This window comes from Ruegeria sp. HKCCD7303 (assembly GCF_013111185.1).
In the GTDB taxonomy this organism is placed as follows: Bacteria; Pseudomonadota; Alphaproteobacteria; order Rhodobacterales; family Rhodobacteraceae; genus Ruegeria.
On record NZ_WVRE01000004.1, the window covers coordinates 203403 to 219762 of the forward strand.

The window sequence follows — 16360 nt, forward strand, 5'->3', positions numbered from 1 at the left end:
CGCGCCCAGACGTCGCGTGTGAGAAAGGTATTGTCATGCTGTATTGGTTGACCGCCCTGTCGGACGGAGGGGATTTCTGGAACCTCTTCCGCTATATCACCTTCCGCGCGGGCGGTGCCTTTATGACGGCGCTGATCTTTGGGTTTCTGTTCGGAAAACCCCTGATCAATGTTCTGCGCAAGCGACAGGGCAAAGGTCAACCGATCCGCGATGACGGCCCCGAGGGACATTTTTCCAAGGCAGGCACGCCCACCATGGGTGGGTTGCTGATTGTAGGTGCCCTTGTGACGTCGACCCTGATCTGGGCACGGTGGGACAATCCCTATGTCTGGATGGTGTTGTTTGTGACTTTGGCCTATGCGGCCATCGGGTTCGCGGATGACTACGCCAAGGTGTCGAAGCAGAACACCAAGGGTGTTTCGGGCAAGATGCGTCTGGCGCTGGGCATTATCATTGCGGTTCTGGCCTCGCTCTGGGCATCTTTGCACCATCCCGAGGCGTTGCAGAACCAACTGGCGGTGCCAGTTTTCAAGGACACTCTGGTCAATCTTGGCCTGTTCTATATTCCGTTCGCGGTCGTTGTGATCGTTGGTGCTGCCAATGCAGTAAACCTGACAGACGGCCTGGATGGGCTGGCCATCATGCCCGCAATGATTGCCGCCACGACCCTTGGAATCATTGCCTATGCGGTCGGACGTGTGGACTTTACCGAGTATCTGGACGTGCACTACGTGCCCGGAACCGGTGAGATATTGATCTTTACGGCTGCTTTGTTCGGCGGCGGTTTGGGCTTTTTGTGGTACAACGCACCACCCGCGGCGGTCTTCATGGGTGACACCGGTTCATTGGCTCTAGGTGGTGCACTGGGTGCGATTGCCGTCGCCACCAAGCACGAGCTTGTTCTGGCCGTGGTTGGCGGTCTGTTCGTGGTCGAGGCGTTGAGCGTCATCATTCAGGTCCTCTACTTCAAACGCACCGGCAAGCGGGTTTTCCTCATGGCCCCAATCCATCACCACTATGAGAAAAAAGGCTGGGCTGAACCGACCATCGTCATCCGTTTCTGGATCATCTCGCTGATCCTGGCGATGATCGGACTGGCAACGCTGAAGGTACGGTGAGCAAACGTCGCATTGTGCTGTCAGGCTGTTCAGGAGGCGGTAAATCCACCCTCCTGCAAGAGATGGCGCGGCGCGGCTATGCGACTGTCATAGAACCCGGCCGCCGAGTCGTAATCGCGGAACAGCAGGTCGGTGGAACCGCCTTGCCCTGGTCAAATACCGAAGCGTTTTGCCGGAAAGTCATCGAGACGGCTTTCAACGACATGACCCAAGCCCCGGACGGTTTGGTTCTATTCGACCGATCGGCACTGGACGCCTTGATCTGGTTTGAGCGTACTGACACTGATCTGGACAAAGCCTTGAAAGATCGGATTGTCCGGCTTGACTATGACCGTCAGATTTTTCTGTTCCCGCCATGGCCTGAAATCTATGTGAAAGACAGTCAGCGTAAGCACGATCTGTTTGACGCTCTTGCGGAATATGAGGGTTTGTGCGACCGCTTGCCCAAACTTGGTTTCAAGACCACCCTTGTTCCAAAGCGGCCTGTCGAAGAACGGGCGGATTGGCTTGAGGCACAGCTAGACGAAGGAAATAAGACATGATCCCGGTCAAAGGCTTTTCAGGGCAGAAAGTCGCAGTTCTGGGGCTGGGCCGGTCGGGCTTGGCGACAGCACGCGCCTTGCGTGCTGGCAAGGCTGAGCCTGTGTGCTGGGACGACAACCCGGCAGCTCGTGAAACTGCCGAAGGCGAAGGGTTCACTTGCGCCGATCTGCATAAACACGGCGCGTTTGACGGCATTGCGTCGCTGATCGTCTCACCGGGCATTCCGCATCTTTATCCTGAACCGAACCCGGTCGTTTCCGCGGCTTTGGACGCTGGCGTGCCGGTGGACAACGACATCGGCCTGTTCTTCCTTTCCTTCGCGGGGTCGGAATGGAACAACTACGACACGCCGCCGCGCGTGATTGCGGTGACGGGATCGAATGGGAAATCCACTACGGCGGCGCTGATCCATCACATCTTGACCGAGGCCGGGCGCGAGGCGCAATTGGCAGGCAATATCGGGCGCGGGGTTCTGGATATCGATCCGGGTGGTGATGGTTCGGTCGTGGTGCTGGAACTCAGCAGCTATCAGACCGAGTTGGCCCGTGCATTGACACCCGACGTGGCTGTATTCACCAACCTTTCACCCGATCATCTGGACCGCCACGGCGGCATGGGCGGCTATTTCGCGGCCAAACGACGCCTGTTTGCCGAAGGCGGGCCAGACCGCGCAATCATTGGCATTGATGAGATCGAAGGTGCGTTTCTGGCCGGGCAACTGGCCGAAGGGCCAACGGATGACCGGGTGATCCGTATCTCGGTTGCGCGCAAACTGACAGGTCCAGGGTGGCAGGTTTTTGCACGCAAAGGTTTCTTGTCGGAATACCGCAAGGGGCGTCAGGCAGGGTCCATCGACCTGCGCGCGATCAAAGGTCTGCCCGGTGCCCATAACCACCAAAACGCCTGCGCGGCTTACGCTGCCTGCCGGTCGCTGGGACTTGCCCCGCGCGTGATCGAGGATGCGCTGCAGTCCTATCCGGGCCTGCCGCACCGCAGCCAGATCATTGCCGAAGCGGGTGGGGTTACTTACGTCAACGATTCGAAGGCGACCAATGTCGACAGTGCCTTGAAGGCGTTGAGCGCGTTCAAGAATATCCGCTGGATTTGCGGTGGACTTGAGAAAGAGGGCGGTATCGCAGCTCTGAACACGGCAGCGGATCAGGTGCGCAAAGCTTACGTGATCGGTCGCGAAGCGGCTGGTTTTGCGATGCAACTGGAAGCGGACGCCCTGGTTTGTACCACGATGGAGGCCGCCGTAGCGCAAGCTATCGAAGACGCGGAAGAGGGTGACACGGTGTTGTTGGCACCGGCGGCTGCCAGTTTCGATCAATATGACAATTTCGAGCGACGCGGCGATGACTTTACCGAACAAGTGCGTAAGCGGCTGACGTAAGGCGACGCTCTGCCGGTTGATCTGGACTTTTCCCAATCAGATTGACACTTTGTGGGAAGTAAGGTTGCGTCACCTTCAGTTCACAAAGAGGTAGCGGATATGTCTGCACGCAAAATTTTCTTCGCCCTTCCTGTCGTTGCGCTGGCCGGAGCCTGCGCCAATAGCGGGGCGAACTATGTCCCGATCATCGACGGGGCGGTAGGGCCTAATTATCAGTCCGATCTGGCCAATTGTCAGGCGCTGGCGCGATCTCAGCCGACGCTCGACAGCAACACTGCAGGCGCCGCTGCCATCGGCGCGGCCGGTGCTGCGGCAACCACTGCAATCATTGACAACAGCGCCAGTGATCTGGGTCGGGCAGCAGCAGCCGGTGCGCTGATCGGTGCTGGTGCAAGCGCGATCAACAACACTCAGAATCAGGAAGTGATCGTGCGAAACTGTATGCGCGGGCGCGGGTATAACGTCGTCGGTTAATCCTTGGCGGCAATGGCAACACCAGCGGCATGGCCTGACGACCATGCCCACTGGAAATTGTAGCCACCCAACCAGCCGGTGACATCCACCGCTTCGCCAATCGCGTAGAGGCCAGGGACATCCTTGGCCTCCATGGTTTTAGAAGACAAATCTTCGGTATCGATCCCGCCCAGCGTGACTTCGGCCGTGCGATACCCTTCGGTTCCCGATGGCACCAGCAACCACTCGGATAAGGCTGTGGTCAGCTCAGAAAGTTTCGCATCTGACTGATCCGCAAGGTTCCCGGACATCTGAATAACCTTGCTCAGATAGTCTACCAACCGGGCCGGCAGATGGCGCGCCAGTTCGGTTGTCAAAGCCTTTCGCCCACCGCTCTGACGCTGTGTCCGCAACAGATCGAACAGCGGCAAATCGGGGATAAGGTTTACCCGGATCGCCTCACCCTCGGACCAGTAGGATGACAACTGCAACACCGACGGCCCGCTAAGCCCGCGATGCGTGAACAGCAGCGCCTCGTCAAAGCTGGTGCGGTCGTTCGACAGCCGAGCGGGCAGGGAAACACCGGACAAGTCTTTGAATCGACCATCCGAGAAGGTGAACGGTACCAGCGCGGCGCGCGTGTCGGTCACGCGCAAGCCGAATTGCCCGGCGATGTCATAGGCCAACCCGGTCGCGCCCATTTTCGGGATCGACTTGCCGCCGGTGGCCAGCACCAGATTGGCGCAGGTCAGGTGCTGACGCTGCCCGTCGCGTTCGACCTCCAGTGCAAACCCGCTTTCGGTCTTGCTCAGATCGCGCAGAGACGTTTGCACCCACAGCTCTGCTCCTGCATCGCGTATCTCGTCCAGCAGCATCTGTATGATCTGCTTCGATGACCCATCACAAAACAGCTGCCCCAGTGTTTTCTCGTGCCACGCGATGCCGTGCCGACCGACCAAATCGATGAAATCCCACTGGGTATAGCGCGCCAGTGCGGATTTGCAGAAATGCGGGTTCTGCGACAGAAAGTTACCCGGTCCTGCATACATGTTGGTGAAGTTGCAGCGCCCGCCGCCCGAAATGCGGATCTTTTCGCCCGCTGCCTTGGCGTGATCGATCACCAATACGCGCCCGCCGCAATGGGCTGCGCACATCATACCGGCCGCACCGGCCCCAAGGATGATCGTATCGAAGGTCATGGGCGGGGGATGGCGTTGTTTGGATAGGATAGCAAGTGGCGGAACAATCAATCGCTAAATTATTCTTAAGCTCCATCGTCTTTCCACTCTTGCCTGTGCGTGCCAACAGCTCATCAAATCGTGTTCCTTCTGGTTCTCTATTTCACGATTGGGCGCAGCCCAGGACCACGGAACCATTATTTGCTGCACCGATTTTCAAAGCTGCTCTTCATCCTACTAGCCCAAACGCCAAAATCCCTGTAGACTCTCAAACAGATCCCGAAAACGGGACGTGAACGAGGCAGAGAGTGGCGGTATCTCATGACTGAGATGGTGTATGGCGCGGTCCAGGACCAGCGCGGAGAACCGATTCTACCGAAGTGGTGGCGTACAATTGATCGCTGGACGATGTCCTGCGTTCTGATCCTTTTTACCATTGGGTTGCTGCTGGGCTTGGCCTCATCGCCGCCGCTGGCCGGACGCAACGGGTTCGATCCTTTCCATTATGTCGAACGTCAGGCCATCTTCGGCGGATTGGCGCTGATTGCGATGCTGCTGACATCGATGATGTCACCGACCTTGGTGCGGCGTCTGGCCGTTCTTGGGTTTTTGGTGTCATTTGTGGCGCTGGTTTTTCTGCCGGTCTTCGGAACCGATTTTGGCAAAGGTGCTGTCCGCTGGTATTCGTTGGGCTTTGCCTCTCTGCAACCGTCCGAATTCTTGAAGCCCGGTTTCATTGTCGTGGCCGCATGGTTGCTGGCGGCCTCGCAAGAGATCAATGGCCCTCCGGGGCGTATCTGGTCCTTTGCGCTGTGCATGTCGATCGTAGGGATGTTGGTGATGCAGCCCGATTTCGGTCAGGCCTGCCTGATCCTGTTCGGCTGGGGCGTGATGTATTTCGTGGCCGGTGCCCCGATGCTTTTACTGGTCGGAATGGCTGGCGCGGTGGTGTTGGCAGGTATGTTTGCCTATTCAAATTCCGAACACTTTGCCCGCCGCATCGATGGCTTTCTGAACCAAGAGGTCGATCCGACCACCCAGCTGGGCTATGCCACCAACGCCATTCGCGAAGGCGGGTTGTTCGGCGTTGGTGTCGGGGAAGGGCAGGTGAAATGGTCGCTTCCCGATGCCCATACCGATTTCATCATTGCTGTCGCGGCTGAGGAATACGGCTTGATCCTGGTGCTGATTATCATCGCGCTCTATGCGCTGATTGTCGTGCGGTCGCTGCTGCGGCTAATGCGTGAACGGGACATGTTCATTCGCCTGGCAGGCACCGGATTGGCCTGTATGTTTGGCGTTCAGGCGATGATCAACATGGGCGTCGCCGTGCGCCTGTTGCCCGCCAAGGGCATGACGTTGCCTTTTGTCAGCTATGGCGGTTCGTCGCTGATTGCGGGCGGTATTGCCATCGGGATGTTGTTGGCTTTCACCCGAACCCGTCCGCAGGGCGAGCTTGGCGATATTCTGCGCGGACGAGGATAATGGGGAACCCTTACTTGTTGATTGCGGCTGGCGGAACCGGGGGCCACATGTTCCCCGCTCAGGCCCTGGCCGAGGCATTGCTGCACAAGGGCTGGCGCGTGCGCCTGTCCACCGATGCACGCGGTGCGCGCTATACCGGCGCCTTCCCGGATGCGACCGAGATTACCGAGGTGTCCTCGGCCACCTTTGCGCGCGGCGGTTTAGCAGCCAAGGCGCTGGTCGGCCCCAAGATCGTGGGCGGCGTGACCAGCATGGCGTTCCAGATGATGCGTGATAAGCCCGACGTGGTTGTCGGGTTTGGTGGCTATCCGTCGATCCCGGCGCTGGGCGCGGCAACGCTGCTGAAAATCCCGCGCATGATCCATGAACAGAACGGTGTGTTGGGCCGTGTGAACAAGCTGTTCGCCACTCGCGTTGCACAGGTTGCATGCGGTGTCTGGCCAACCGATCTGCCCCAGGGCGCACAGGGCGTCCACACCGGCAATCCGGTACGCGCCGCCGTTCTGGACCGCGCCGCCGCGGGATACATTCCACCCGGCGATTATCCGATGTCGATTTTGGTCATGGGCGGCTCACAAGGCGCGCGTATCCTGAGCGATGTGGTGCCCGAGGCCCTTGCCGCCTTGCCTGAAAACATCCGTAACCACATCCGCGTTTCACATCAGGCCCGGGATGAGGACAGCGCGCGTGTGACAGCGTTCTACAATGATTATGGCATCCGCGCCGAAGTTCAGACCTTTTTTGCAGACGTGCCCCGTCGCATGTCGGACGCCCAATTGGTCATTTCGCGTTCGGGTGCATCCAGCGTGGCCGATATCTCGGTTATTGGGCGACCCTCGATCCTGGTCCCGTTTGCCGCCGCTGCCGGAGACCACCAAACCGCCAATGCGCGTGGATTGGTGCAGGCGGGCGGTGCGATCATGATCCCCGAAAATGCGCTTGACGTTCGCGCCTTGACGCAGCAAATCATCACGGTTCTGACCAACCCCGAAGCCGCACAGAAAATGGCCCATGCCGCCCTTTCGACCGGTGCCCCCGACGCGACCGAGCGTCTGGTGCACCTTGTCGAACAATTGGCGCAGAAGGAGACCGCATGAATCCTGCAACCAAACTGCCGCAAGACGTAGGACCGATCCACTTTGTAGGGATCGGAGGGATCGGGATGTCCGGGATCGCCGAGGTGCTTTTAAATCTCGGGTATCGGGTGCAGGGCTCGGACCTGAAGGCATCGAAGATCACTGATCGGCTGGCGGGTTTGGGGGCTGAAATCTTCGTCGGGCAGCGGGCTGAAAACCTTGAAAACGCTGCGGTTGTGGTTGTTTCGACTGCAATTAAACCCGGCAATCCGGAATTGGATGAGGCACGCGCAAAAGGGCTGCCCGTTGTCCGACGTGCTGACATGCTGGCCGAGTTGATGCGCCTGCGCTCGAACATCGCGATTGCGGGCACACATGGCAAGACCACCACGACCACGATGATGGCTGAGCTAATGGTGGCGGGTGATTTCGACCCGACCGTGATCAATGGCGGCATCATCCACGCCTATGGTTCGAATGCGCGCATGGGGCAGGGCGAATGGATGGTGGTTGAGGCGGATGAATCCGATGGCTCGTTCAATCGTCTGCCCGCGACCATCGCCATCGTTACCAATATCGACCCCGAGCATATGGAGCATTGGGGGGATTTCGACAAATTGCGTGATGGCTTTCACGAATTCGTCTCGAACCTGCCTTTCTATGGTCTGGCCGTTTGCTGCACGGATCATGCCGAGGTGCAGGCTTTGGTCGGGCGCATCACGGATCGCCGTGTGCGCACCTATGGCTTCAATGCTCAGGCAGACGTGCGGGCCGAGAATCTGACCTACAAAAGCGGCGTTGCGCATTTCGACATTCACCTGCAATACGAAGACAAAGTGATCGAAGGTTGCACCCTGCCGATGCCTGGCGACCATAACGTCTCGAACGCATTGTCCGCTGTGGCTGTTGCCCGCCATCTGGGTATGAAAGCGACTGAGATTCGCGACGCGCTTGCCAATTTTGGCGGCGTCAACCGCCGCTTCACCAAGGTCGGAGAAGTCGACGGTGTCACCATAATCGACGATTACGGCCATCACCCGGTCGAAATCGCTGCTGTCCTCAAGGCTGCGCGCCAAGCGACTGAAGGCCGCGTCATCGCTGTACACCAACCTCACCGCTACTCACGTCTGTCCAACCTGTTCGACGACTTCTGCACCTGCTTCAACGATGCGGATGTCGTGGCCATCGCCGAGGTTTTTGCCGCCGGTGAAGATCCGATTGAAGGGGCCAGCCGCGATGATCTGGTGCAGGGGCTGATCCGCCACGGCCACCGCCATGCCCGCGCGCTTTTTGACGAAAACGATTTGGAACGTCTGGTGCGCGAGCAGGCCCGCCCCGGCGACATGGTCGTCTGCCTTGGGGCAGGGACAATCAGTGCCTGGGCTAACGGGCTTCCAGAGCGGTTGCAGAGGAAACAAGCTGTTTGACATCTCAGCGTGTTAATGCGCAACCATAAGGTGTGTTGACGTAGTTGTTTCTATCGCCTGCCCTCGGAGGGGGAAATGGATTATTCCGTGATCATGGCTGCCTTATGGGTGATCTGCGCCACCGTTGTGGCGATGCTGCCGATGCGCCTGCAATTTCCGCCGGGGATCCTTTTGCTGATCTGTGCGCCGGGTTTGATCATATGGTTGGGCTATGTTCATGGTTGGGTTTGGTCGGTTTTGGCGTTGGGTGGGTTCGCTTCAATGTTTCGTAATCCGATCCGGTATTACTGGCGCAAATGGGTGCGTGGTGAGGTGATGGAATGAGTCTTTCTCTTGCCCTCGCGGCCCTCTGGGGGCTTACCGCCAATATTCTGGCAATGCTGCCCAGCAAGGACAACCATTGGACCCGCGCCTATTATCTAATCGCAGTGGGCATCCCCATTTTGGGTTTTGTCACATATGAAAACGGCCCCTGGATCGGGTTGCTTGTTCTTGTTGCAGGCATGTCGATGCTGCGCTGGCCGGTGATTTACCTCACCCGTTGGACAAAGGCGAAAATGCAGGGCATGAAGGCGGCCAACAAGTAACGGCCATTTTCAGGAGGCCCCATGGTCGACATCGCCACTTTTGCCTACTTACCGCTTATCTCGCTGGTCCTGGGCGCGGTTGCCGGATTCGTTGCCGGGCTCTGGATTGGGATGAAAGGGTTGCTCTGGCTCATCGGTCTGACTTCAGCTGTTGCGTTGGTCCTGATCGTGATGTTGGCAGGCGTCGGAACAGGTGAAGAAGAACAGGCATTCGGCCCGTTCATCTGGCTGACCGGCTCGGTTCTGCCCTTCCTTCTTGCTGTTATCGTAGGGGGTGTCGGCGGGCGTGGGCTGGCGGCAAAGTCGAACGCATGAGTGGTCTGCCCGAAGTTCGGGGCCGTCTGACCCCGGCACGCCCGCTGAACGACCTGACCTGGCTGCGTGTCGGCGGTCCGGCGGACCACCTGTTTCAACCCGCCGACCTCGAAGACCTGCAAGCGTTTTTGCGCGATCTTCCGTCAGATGTGCCAGTCTTCCCAATGGGAGTCGGTTCGAACTTGATCGTGCGGGATGGTGGCTTGCGCGCGGTGGTGATCCGTTTGGGGCGGGGGTTCAACGGTATCGAAGTCGCCGGCACCACTGTGATCGCCGGGGCTGCAGCGCTGGATGCTCATGTAGCACGAAAGGCGGCGGATGCTGGGGTTGACCTGACGTTTTTGCGAACCATTCCTGGTTCAATCGGCGGGGCTGTGCGGATGAACGCAGGGTGCTATGGCAGTTATACGGCGGATGTTTTGCGCAAAGCCACAATCGTCACGCGGCAAGGCCAGGTGCAGCACCTGACACCCGAAGACTTGAACTTTCGCTATCGTCAGTCCGATTTGCCCGAAGGCGCAGTTCTGGTTTCGGCGACGTTCCAAGGGCCTTCTGGCGACCCCGCAGAGCTTCACGCCCGCATGGAAGCGCAGCTTAAGAAGCGCGATGAAACTCAGCCGACCAAAGATCGCAGCGCCGGGTCGACTTTCCGCAACCCGGCAGGGTTTTCTTCGACAGGGCAGGCGGATGATGTGCATGACCTCAAGGCGTGGAAAGTGATCGATGACGCCGGAATGCGTGGCGCGACGCTGGGGGGTGCACAGATGAGCCCCAAGCACTCGAATTTCCTGATCAATACCGGTGCGGCCACCGCTGCTGACCTTGAAGGGTTGGGCGAAGAGGTGCGAAAAAAGGTTTACGAAACAAGCGGCATCACGCTAGAGTGGGAAATCATGCGGGTCGGTGATCCGCTGAAAGAATAAAGCCCCAACCGTCAGACCAATAACAGGCTAATTCAGGCGACGGATCAAAGGCATAAACGCAGTACGGACCACCACATAAGGTCCGGGGACATTGAGGCGCACGTTGGGAATGTCGAGCAGGACAAACCCCAAAGTGGCGGTATTGATGGGTGGACCCTCGGCGGAACGCGAGGTGTCTCTCAGCTCTGGGCGCGAATGCGCAGCCGCCCTTGTGGGAGAAGGCTTTGAAGTGGTCGAACTGGACGCAGGTCCCGACCTTTATGCGCGCCTTTTGGATATTAAGCCGGATGTGGTTTTCAACGCCCTGCATGGCCGCTGGGGTGAAGATGGCTGTGTGCAGGGCCTGCTGGAATGGATGCGGATTCCGTACACGCATTCCGGCGTTCTGGCCTCGGCCCTTGCGATGGACAAACAACGCAGCAAAGAGATTTACCAGTCCGAAGGCCTGCCTGTTGTGCCCAGCGTGATCGCACCCAAGGTCGAGGTGATTGAGGTTCACGTGATGGAGCCGCCTTACGTTGCCAAGCCCAACAACGAAGGCTCCAGTGTTGGTATCTATATCGTCCATGAAGACGCCAATGGTCCGCCGCAGCTGGACGAGGCGATGCCCGACCATGTGATGATCGAGAAATATGTGCCAGGGCGCGAGTTGACGGTAACGGTGATGGGCGACCGCGCCCTGACCGTGACCGAGATCATGACCGACGATGGCTGGTACGACTATGACGCCAAGTACAAGCCGGGCGGATCGTGGCACGTGCTACCTGCTGACATCCCGCAGGACATCTTTGACCGCTGCATGGATCACGCTCTGCGCGCGCATGATGTTTTGGGTTGCAAGGGCGTCAGCCGTACGGATTTTCGCTGGGATGACAGCAAGGGACCCGACGGGCTTTTTCTGTTGGAAACCAACACCCAGCCTGGCATGACGCCAACCTCGCTGGCCCCCGAACAGGCCGCCCATCTAGGCATGACATTCGGCCAGCTTTGTGCCTGGATGGTGGAGGACGCCTCATGCGACCGTTGACCGCCAGCCGTTCGCTGGAAATCCATCGCAGTAAACCCCTTGCGGGGCCTGATGCTGATTTCGCATCGGCTGACACCGAAACACATGAAGCAGAGCCGCTTTTGCGGCTGCGTGGGGCGCGGGTGTTTTCGCGCACCGCGCGCCGCAGCGATCCTGCACCGTCGCGCCTGAGCTACCGGCTTCAGCGCTGGATGCTCACGCCGGGCATTCGCATGGGTGTCAAGGTGGGTCTGCCAATCTGCGCCGCGGCAGCAGCTGTTGGGCTTTACTTCGCCTCGGAAGATCGGCGCGAGGCTGTCACTGCCTTTGTCGCTGACATTCGAACTTCTATTCAGGAACGCCCCGAGTTCATGGTCAACCTGATGGCCATTGATGGAGCGGGCACCAGTTTGTCCGAGGATATTCGCGAGGTCGTACCTTTGGATTTCCCGATCAGTTCCTGGGATCTGGATGTCGAACACATGCGCGACACGATTACCGGATTGGACCCGGTGAAATCCGCAACCGTGCGTATCCGACCGGGCGGCATTTTGCAGGTGGATGTGGTCGAACGACAACCCGTGATCGTTTGGCGCACCCGTGATGGGCTGGAGCTGCTTGATGAGACCGGCGCTCATGTCAAGGAAACGCCATCGCGCAAGGACCATATCGGTCTTCCGCTGATCGCGGGCAAGGGCGCTGATGTTCATGTGGCGGAAGCGCTTGAGCTTTTCCAAACCTCGCGCAGTCTGGGCAATCGCGTGCGCGGGCTTGTGCGCGTGGGCGAGCGGCGCTGGGATCTGGTTCTGGACCGCGGCCAGCGCATCATGCTGCCGACCGACCGGCCGGTGCGTGCGCTGGAACGCGTGCTGGCTGTCAACGAAGTGCAGGACCTTCTGGAGCGCGACGTGGCCGTGGTCGATATGCGCCTTGGCCAGCGTCCAACCATACGAATGAGCAAAGCCGCCAGCGAAGACTGGTGGAATACAAAAGTGAACGTGAGTAACGGGCAGTAACGACCATGATGACCGATCTTTATCAGTCCCAACGCGCCATGCGTCAGATGCGGCGGCAGGCATTGCAACGCGGTGTCATCGCAATTCTGGATGTAGGCAGCTCCAAGATTGCTTGCCTTGTTTTGCGTTTTGATGGCACGGGTCGGCTGAGTGAAGACAACACTATCGGCTCGATGGCCGGTCAAACCGGGTTCCGCGTCATTGGCGCGGCGACCACGCGCTCTCGCGGTGTGCAATTCGGTGAAGTCACCGCCATGCAGGAAACTGAACGCGCCATCCGTACCGCACTGCAGGCAGCGCAGAAGATGGCGGATATTCGTGTCGATCACGTCATTGCGTGTTTCTCGGGGGCCAACCCACGGTCTTACGGGTTGGACGCGCAGGTAGACCTTGACGGTCAGCTTGTGACCGAAGCCGAGGTCGGCCGCGTTTTGAATGCCTGTGACGTGCCCGATTACGGCGAAGGGCGCGAGGTGCTGCACGCGCAACCGGTGAACTTTGCGCTGGACAACCGTTCGGGCCTGATTGATCCGCGTGGGCAACTGGGCCAGAGCCTTGCGGTCGATATGCATATGCTGACCGTCGACGCGATGGCGATCCAGAACATTGTGCGTTGTATCAAGCGCTGTGATTTGGAGCTGGCGGGTATTGCCAACTCAGCCTATGTCTCGGGCATCTCGGCATTGGTTGAGGATGAGCAGGAACTGGGCGCGGCTTGTATCGACATGGGCGGTGGTACAACCAGCGTGTCGATCTTCATGAAGAAGCACATGATCTACGCGGATTGCGTCGGTATGGGTGGAGATCATGTAACCAGCGATATCTCGATGGGTCTGGGCGTTCCAGCAGCCGTGGCTGAACGGATCAAGACCTTTAATGGGGGCGTGCATGCAACCGGGGCCGATGACCGTGATATGATTGATATCGGTGGCGATACGGGCGACTGGGAACATGACCGTCGCACTGTCAGCCGGGCCGAACTGATCGGTATCATGCGCCCGCGCGTCGAAGAGATTCTGGAAGAGGTCCGCGTTCGTCTAGACGCCGCCGGGTTCGATCATATGCCAAGCCAACAGATTGTTCTGACCGGGGGCGGTAGCCAGATCATGGGGCTGGACGGGCTTGCCACCCGCATTCTTGGGCAGCGCGTGCGCCTGGGACGGCCTTTGCGTGTGCATGGCTTGCCGCAATCAGCGACAGGCCCTGCTTTCTCTTCTGCTGTGGGTCTCAGCCTGTTTGCGGCCCATCCTCAGGATGAGTGGTGGGATTTCGAGATCCCTGTCGACACCTATGCCGCGCGCCCGTTCAAACGCGCAGTGCGGTGGTTCCGTGACAACTGGTAAGCACTTGCGAAGGGCCGCGCTGTGCGCTGCCCTGCTGCCCGGTGGGGTCATGGCCCAAAACATCATCACACCGGACGCGTTTCTGGACGCTGCAGTCGGCAAAACGCTTACATTCTACGAGATTCGCAGCGGTGATCTTGTCGGGACCGAGCAATTTCTGAACCGCCGCGTCTCGGTCTGGCGTGAAGAAGGGCAGGGCTGTGTCTATGGACAGATTACCACGCCACACGGTCAAATCTGTTTTCTCTATGACAACGACCCGGATGGGATTCCTGTGTGTTGGTGGCCCTTTTTGCACGAAGGTCGCCTGATGGTCAGGCTCGCCTCGTTCGCTGACGGAGAAATCCAAGAGGTGGGCAGCATCACGGAAAGCAGCCTGAACTGTCCAAATGCCCCGACCAGTTGAAAAATCCGGTTGCGGTGCGCTGATTTATCCCTCAAGATATCCACAGGGCCCGTCAGAGGTCTTGCGGCAGGACCTGAGCAGTTTTCCGCAGTGTAATTGACGGCTAGTCAGAGCGTGAAGGGGGAATAAACCTTCGCGGCCTGCTGGGTGTCTTGTGATGGTCGCCAACGTTTTCGCTATATCTGGCACAGCCTGCGAAATGCCGCCGGTTGATGCCTTATTTTCTCCATATTTTGTGGCAAAACGCGATTTTTGACGTGACCTTTTCGCATCATCCGGCTAGAATCGACAAAGGATAGGTAAGAAAAACACCGCTTTGGCGGGACATAAATACAGGCGGACAGAGCATGACATTGAATCTTTCGATGCCCGGGCACGACGAACTGAAGCCTCGGATTACAGTATTTGGCGTTGGCGGCGCAGGCGGGAACGCCGTAAATAACATGATTGAGAAACAGCTGGACGGTGTCGACTTTGTGGTAGCCAACACCGACGCGCAAGCGCTGCAGCAAAGCCAATCGTCGGCACGCGTACAATTGGGCGTAAAGGTCACCGAAGGTCTGGGGGCAGGGGCTCGACCGACTGTAGGGGCCGCAGCCGCCGAAGAAAGCATCGAACAAATCGTCGATCATCTGGCGGGCGCGCATATGTGCTTTATCACCGCCGGCATGGGCGGGGGCACTGGCACCGGCGCCGCACCGATCATCGCACAAGCCGCCCGAGAGCTGGGCGTGCTGACGGTGGGTGTTGTCACCAAACCCTTCCAGTTCGAAGGGGCGAAGCGGATGCGTCAGGCCGAAGACGGTGTTGAAGCGCTGCAGCAGGTTGTCGACACGCTGATCATTATCCCCAACCAGAACCTGTTTCGCCTGGCCAATGAGAAAACCACCTTTACCGAGGCTTTCTCGATGGCAGACGACGTACTGTATCAAGGTGTTAAGGGCGTGACGGACCTGATGGTTCGTCCCGGCCTAATCAACCTCGATTTTGCCGACGTTCGCGCCGTGATGGACGAAATGGGCAAGGCGATGATGGGAACCGGCGAGGCAACCGGCGAAGATCGTGCGGTTCAAGCGGCAGAAAAAGCCATTGCAAACCCGCTGCTGGACGAAATCAGCCTCAAAGGTGCAAAGGGCGTGCTGATCAACATTACCGGCAGCCACGACCTGACCCTCTTCGAACTGGACGAAGCGGCCAACCGCATTCGCGAAGAGGTGGACCCCGAAGCGAACATCATCGTCGGGTCGACTTTGGACACTGCGATGGAAGGTGGAATGCGCGTATCGGTTGTTGCCACCGGCATCGACGCCAGCGAAAAGTCCGCAGATGTCCCGGTTGCGCGCCGCTCTATGTCCGAGCCGCTGACCCGCACCGTTTCGGCGGAAGAGCACGTTCAGGAAGAAGCGCCTGTTGCAGCCGAAGTAGCGGACGCCGCACCTCAGATGGAAGAAACCCGCGAACCTTCGCTGTTCGAGGCCGCAGAAGAGCCTGCGCAACCTCAGTTCCAACCGCGTGACGAACGCGAGGAGGACGACTTGCCGCCGCCAGCCTACCAGCCGCGCGTCGCTGAGTTCGAGCCGCAGCCCGAACATGTCGAACCCGCACCCGAAAGCTTTGTCGCCCCGCGTGGCCATGCCGCTGGTACTCCGTCGCCCGAGGCGCTGCAGCGTCTACAGGCGGCTGTACAAAAGGTTCCATCCGCACCGCAGCGTCCGGCTGCACCGCGTCAGCCCGAGGCTGTTTCGCAGCCTGAAACTGAAGAACGCTCGCGTTTTGGCTTCAATCGCCTGATCGACCGAATGACTGGCCATGCCTCGGATACACCGGCGCAAGCAGCGCGTCAGCAGCCCGTTATGCGTCAGTCCGAAGCCACCGCACTGGCCCAGGATGAGGCCGACCCGGAACAGGATCGCATTGAAATTCCTGCCTTCCTGCGCCGTCAAGCCAACTGATCGCGGTAACAAAATCCACTCACAGGGCCGCTTCTTAGCGGCCCTTTATCGTTTAAAAATAGTGGTTTACGAATATGTAAGCAGGGTTTTGCCGATCTGTTACATACATGTTTCATTCGGTTGCAAAGAGTGAGTTGAG

General features: G+C 58.8%; 17 protein-coding genes. 16 read left to right on the forward strand and 1 reads right to left on the reverse strand.

Annotated elements, in window-relative coordinates; genetic code table 11:
* Positions 1-35: 35 nt before the first annotated feature.
* The 4 genes from mraY (at position 36) to GS630_RS12860 (ending at position 3528) form a co-directional block, all read left to right on the forward strand.
* Complete coding sequence (gene mraY / locus GS630_RS12845) at positions 36-1118, forward strand: phospho-N-acetylmuramoyl-pentapeptide-transferase (RefSeq protein ID WP_171175328.1); 1083 nt, start codon at positions 36-38, stop codon at positions 1116-1118.
* Positions 1115-1660, forward strand: coding sequence for an AAA family ATPase (locus GS630_RS12850; protein ID WP_171235518.1), 546 nt, complete (start codon positions 1115-1117; stop codon positions 1658-1660). Before mraY ends, GS630_RS12850 begins: the two co-directional genes overlap by 4 nt.
* A complete protein-coding gene (gene murD, locus GS630_RS12855; RefSeq protein WP_171620617.1) occupies positions 1657-3054 on the forward strand; it encodes a UDP-N-acetylmuramoyl-L-alanine--D-glutamate ligase in 1398 nt (465 codons plus the stop codon). The genes GS630_RS12850 and murD overlap by 4 nt, the downstream gene beginning before the upstream one ends.
* 99 nt (positions 3055-3153) lie before the next feature.
* Positions 3154-3528 (forward strand): glycine zipper family protein, encoded by a 375-nt coding sequence (locus GS630_RS12860; RefSeq protein WP_171092324.1) that lies wholly within the window; start codon positions 3154-3156, stop codon positions 3526-3528.
* Here GS630_RS12860 and GS630_RS12865 read toward each other — a convergent pair.
* A complete protein-coding gene (locus GS630_RS12865; RefSeq protein ID WP_171620619.1) occupies positions 3525-4706 on the reverse strand; it encodes an NAD(P)/FAD-dependent oxidoreductase in 1182 nt (393 codons plus the stop codon). The genes GS630_RS12860 and GS630_RS12865 overlap by 4 nt on opposite strands.
* Before the next feature lie 300 nt (positions 4707-5006).
* On the opposite strand from GS630_RS12865, the gene ftsW reads away from it, so the two are divergent.
* The 12 genes from ftsW (at position 5007) to ftsZ (ending at position 16221) form a co-directional block, all read left to right on the forward strand.
* Positions 5007-6170, forward strand: coding sequence for a putative lipid II flippase FtsW (ftsW, locus tag GS630_RS12870; RefSeq protein ID WP_171175320.1), 1164 nt, complete (start codon positions 5007-5009; stop codon positions 6168-6170).
* Positions 6170-7267: a UDP-N-acetylglucosamine--N-acetylmuramyl-(pentapeptide) pyrophosphoryl-undecaprenol N-acetylglucosamine transferase gene (locus tag GS630_RS12875; protein ID WP_171620621.1), complete on the forward strand. Its 1098-nt coding sequence runs from the start codon at positions 6170-6172 to the stop codon at positions 7265-7267. Before ftsW ends, GS630_RS12875 begins: the two co-directional genes overlap by 1 nt.
* On the forward strand, positions 7264-8673 hold the full coding sequence (gene murC, locus GS630_RS12880) for a UDP-N-acetylmuramate--L-alanine ligase (RefSeq protein ID WP_171175316.1): 1410 nt from the start codon (positions 7264-7266) through the stop codon (positions 8671-8673). The genes GS630_RS12875 and murC overlap by 4 nt, the downstream gene beginning before the upstream one ends.
* A 75-nt stretch (positions 8674-8748) precedes the next feature.
* The gene (locus tag GS630_RS12885) at positions 8749-8997 is read left to right on the forward strand and encodes a DUF2484 family protein (protein WP_171175314.1); all 249 of its coding nucleotides are present in this window, start codon (positions 8749-8751) and stop codon (positions 8995-8997) included.
* A complete protein-coding gene (locus tag GS630_RS12890) occupies positions 8994-9260 on the forward strand; it encodes a DUF2484 family protein (RefSeq protein WP_171175312.1) in 267 nt (88 codons plus the stop codon). Before GS630_RS12885 ends, GS630_RS12890 begins: the two co-directional genes overlap by 4 nt.
* A gap of 21 nt (positions 9261-9281) precedes the next feature.
* Complete coding sequence (locus GS630_RS12895; protein ID WP_171237248.1) at positions 9282-9575, forward strand: hypothetical protein; 294 nt, start codon at positions 9282-9284, stop codon at positions 9573-9575.
* Positions 9572-10498 (forward strand): UDP-N-acetylmuramate dehydrogenase, encoded by a 927-nt coding sequence (gene murB, locus GS630_RS12900; RefSeq protein WP_171175303.1) that lies wholly within the window; start codon positions 9572-9574, stop codon positions 10496-10498. The genes GS630_RS12895 and murB overlap by 4 nt, the downstream gene beginning before the upstream one ends.
* 109 nt (positions 10499-10607) lie before the next feature.
* The gene (locus GS630_RS12905) at positions 10608-11525 is read left to right on the forward strand and encodes a D-alanine--D-alanine ligase (RefSeq protein WP_171175301.1); all 918 of its coding nucleotides are present in this window, start codon (positions 10608-10610) and stop codon (positions 11523-11525) included.
* Positions 11513-12520, forward strand: a complete 1008-nt coding sequence (locus GS630_RS12910; protein WP_171235529.1) for a cell division protein FtsQ/DivIB — start codon at positions 11513-11515, stop codon at positions 12518-12520. The genes GS630_RS12905 and GS630_RS12910 overlap by 13 nt, the downstream gene beginning before the upstream one ends.
* Before the next feature lie 8 nt (positions 12521-12528).
* Positions 12529-13863 (forward strand): cell division protein FtsA, encoded by a 1335-nt coding sequence (gene ftsA / locus GS630_RS12915; protein ID WP_171235604.1) that lies wholly within the window; start codon positions 12529-12531, stop codon positions 13861-13863.
* A complete protein-coding gene (locus GS630_RS12920) occupies positions 13850-14269 on the forward strand; it encodes a hypothetical protein (RefSeq protein WP_171175298.1) in 420 nt (139 codons plus the stop codon). Before ftsA ends, GS630_RS12920 begins: the two co-directional genes overlap by 14 nt.
* Before the next feature lie 347 nt (positions 14270-14616).
* Positions 14617-16221, forward strand: coding sequence for a cell division protein FtsZ (gene ftsZ, locus GS630_RS12925; protein WP_171620623.1), 1605 nt, complete (start codon positions 14617-14619; stop codon positions 16219-16221).
* Positions 16222-16360 lie beyond the last annotated feature (139 nt).